The organism is Bacillus sp. LH1 (genome assembly GCF_057924895.1).
Genome location: NZ_CM175007.1, coordinates 312,501 through 315,000 on the forward strand (window position 1 = coordinate 312,501; position 2,500 = coordinate 315,000).

Annotated in this window: 1 protein-coding gene and 2 rRNA genes (2 of these 3 only partly in view); all 3 read left to right on the forward strand. The window is 46.4% G+C overall.

The genetic code is table 11. The features are described from left to right. Positions 1 to 1,620: ribosomal RNA gene (locus tag ACX9TM_RS01715) — 23S ribosomal RNA — on the forward strand; it begins 1,302 nt to the left of the window's first position. Between the two features lie 48 nt (positions 1,621 to 1,668). Then, a 5S ribosomal RNA gene (gene rrf, locus ACX9TM_RS01720) occupies positions 1,669 to 1,784 on the forward strand. A 211-nt stretch (positions 1,785 to 1,995) separates the two neighbouring features. Beyond that, positions 1,996 to 2,500, forward strand: partial view of a DMT family transporter gene (locus tag ACX9TM_RS01725; RefSeq protein WP_050279586.1) — the 5' portion only. 416 nt of this gene lie beyond the right edge of the window; only the first 505 of its 921 coding nucleotides appear in the window; it begins with the start codon at positions 1,996 to 1,998; its stop codon lies beyond the right edge, outside the window.

Sequence of the window (2,500 nt, forward strand, 5' to 3'; positions counted from 1 at the left end):
GGTATGAGTAGCGAAAGACGGGTGAGAATCCCGTCCACCGAATGCCTAAGGTTTCCTGAGGAAGGCTCGTCCGCTCAGGGTTAGTCAGGACCTAAGCCGAGGCCGACAGGCGTAGGCGATGGACAACAGGTTGATATTCCTGTACCACCTCTTTATCGTTTGAGCAATGGAGGGACGCAGAAGGATAGAAGAAGCGTGCGATTGGTTGTGCACGTCCAAGCAGTTAGGCTGATAAGTAGGCAAATCCGCTTATCGCGTAGGCTGAGCTGTGATGGGGAAGCTCCTTATGGAGCGAAGTCTTTGATTCCCCGCTGCCAAGAAAAGCTTCTAGCGAGATAAAAGGTGCCTGTACCGCAAACCGACACAGGTAGGCGAGGAGAGAATCCTAAGGTGTGCGAGAGAACTCTGGTTAAGGAACTCGGCAAAATGACCCCGTAACTTCGGGAGAAGGGGTGCTTTCTTAACGGAAAGCCGCAGTGAATAGGCCCAAGCGACTGTTTAGCAAAAACACAGCTCTCTGCGAAGCCGTAAGGCGAAGTATAGGGGGTGACACCTGCCCGGTGCTGGAAGGTTAAGGAGAGGGGTTAGCGTAAGCGAAGCTCTGAACTGAAGCCCCAGTAAACGGCGGCCGTAACTATAACGGTCCTAAGGTAGCGAAATTCCTTGTCGGGTAAGTTCCGACCCGCACGAAAGGTGTAACGATTTGGGCACTGTCTCAACCAGAGACTCGGTGAAATTATAGTACCTGTGAAGATGCAGGTTACCCGCGACAGGACGGAAAGACCCCGTGGAGCTTTACTGTAGCCTGATATTGAATTTTGGTACAGTTTGTACAGGATAGGCGGGAGCCATTGAAACCGGAGCGCTAGCTTCGGTGGAGGCGCTGGTGGGATACCGCCCTGACTGTATTGAAATTCTAACCTACGGGTCTTATCGACCCGGGAGACAGTGTCAGGTGGGCAGTTTGACTGGGGCGGTCGCCTCCTAAAGTGTAACGGAGGCGCCCAAAGGTTCCCTCAGAATGGTTGGAAATCATTCGTAGAGTGCAAAGGCATAAGGGAGCTTGACTGCGAGACCTACAAGTCGAGCAGGGACGAAAGTCGGGCTTAGTGATCCGGTGGTTCCGCATGGAAGGGCCATCGCTCAACGGATAAAAGCTACCCCGGGGATAACAGGCTTATCTCCCCCAAGAGTCCACATCGACGGGGAGGTTTGGCACCTCGATGTCGGCTCATCGCATCCTGGGGCTGTAGTCGGTCCCAAGGGTTGGGCTGTTCGCCCATTAAAGCGGTACGCGAGCTGGGTTCAGAACGTCGTGAGACAGTTCGGTCCCTATCCGTCGTGGGCGTAGGAAATTTGAGAGGAGCTGTCCTTAGTACGAGAGGACCGGGATGGACGCACCGCTGGTGTACCAGTTGTTCTGCCAAGGGCATAGCTGGGTAGCTATGTGCGGAAGGGATAAGTGCTGAAAGCATCTAAGCATGAAGCCCCCCTCAAGATGAGATTTCCCATAGCGTAAGCTAGTAAGATCCCTGAAAGATGATCAGGTTGATAGGTTCGAGGTGGAAGCATGGTGACATGTGGAGCTGACGAATACTAATAGATCGAGGACTTAACCATATAATATGTAGCAATGTTATCTAGTTTTGAAGGAATATGCCTTCATAGTTTGGTGATGATGGCAGAGAGGTCACACCCGTTCCCATACCGAACACGGAAGTTAAGCTCTCTAGCGCCGATGGTAGTTGGGACCTTGTCCCTGTGAGAGTAGGACGTCGCCAAGCAAGAACCTAAGTCATTTTGACTTAGGTTTTTTTGTGTTTATTTTTATTATTTTTAATTTAAAGGTAAGAATTACCTTTTCAAGAATATAGTCCAGATGTAAAAAGAATGTTTGTGATCTTACATAACCTTTTGTGCTTTTAAAGGATTTTACATTAGAAAAAATCTATAATTAAGGTAGTTAACATATATTTTTGATGGGTGTGGGGAATTATGAAAGAAATATGCATGTTATTAGTGGCTGTTATATTATGGGGCACAGCCATTGCGCCAACAAAATGGGCGTTAGAATCTATTCAGCCGTTTACTTTGTTATTTATTCGTCTTTTCTTTGCAGGTGGAATTTGTATGATATTCTCATTTAAGGAACTACAAAAATCAGTTGTACATAAAAAAGTTCCATGGAAAAGAATGAGTTTGTTAGCTTTTACCGGTGTAGCTGGTTATTTTATGTTTACATCCTACGGCATTTCTTTAACCAGTGGATTACATGTGAGTATTATAGATGCTGCGTTACCATTGGTTACAATTCTTTTTTCAGCACTCTTTTTAAAAGAGGAAATTCGATTGAATTATTGGATAGGAATTATATTGGGTGCTATAGGAGTACTCTTTATCACGATTCCATCTAAAAGTGCTAATCAAGAAGTGTCCTTAATAGGAGATATACTAATATTATTAAGTACTTTTCTATTTGCTTTCTACACAGTTTTGCTAA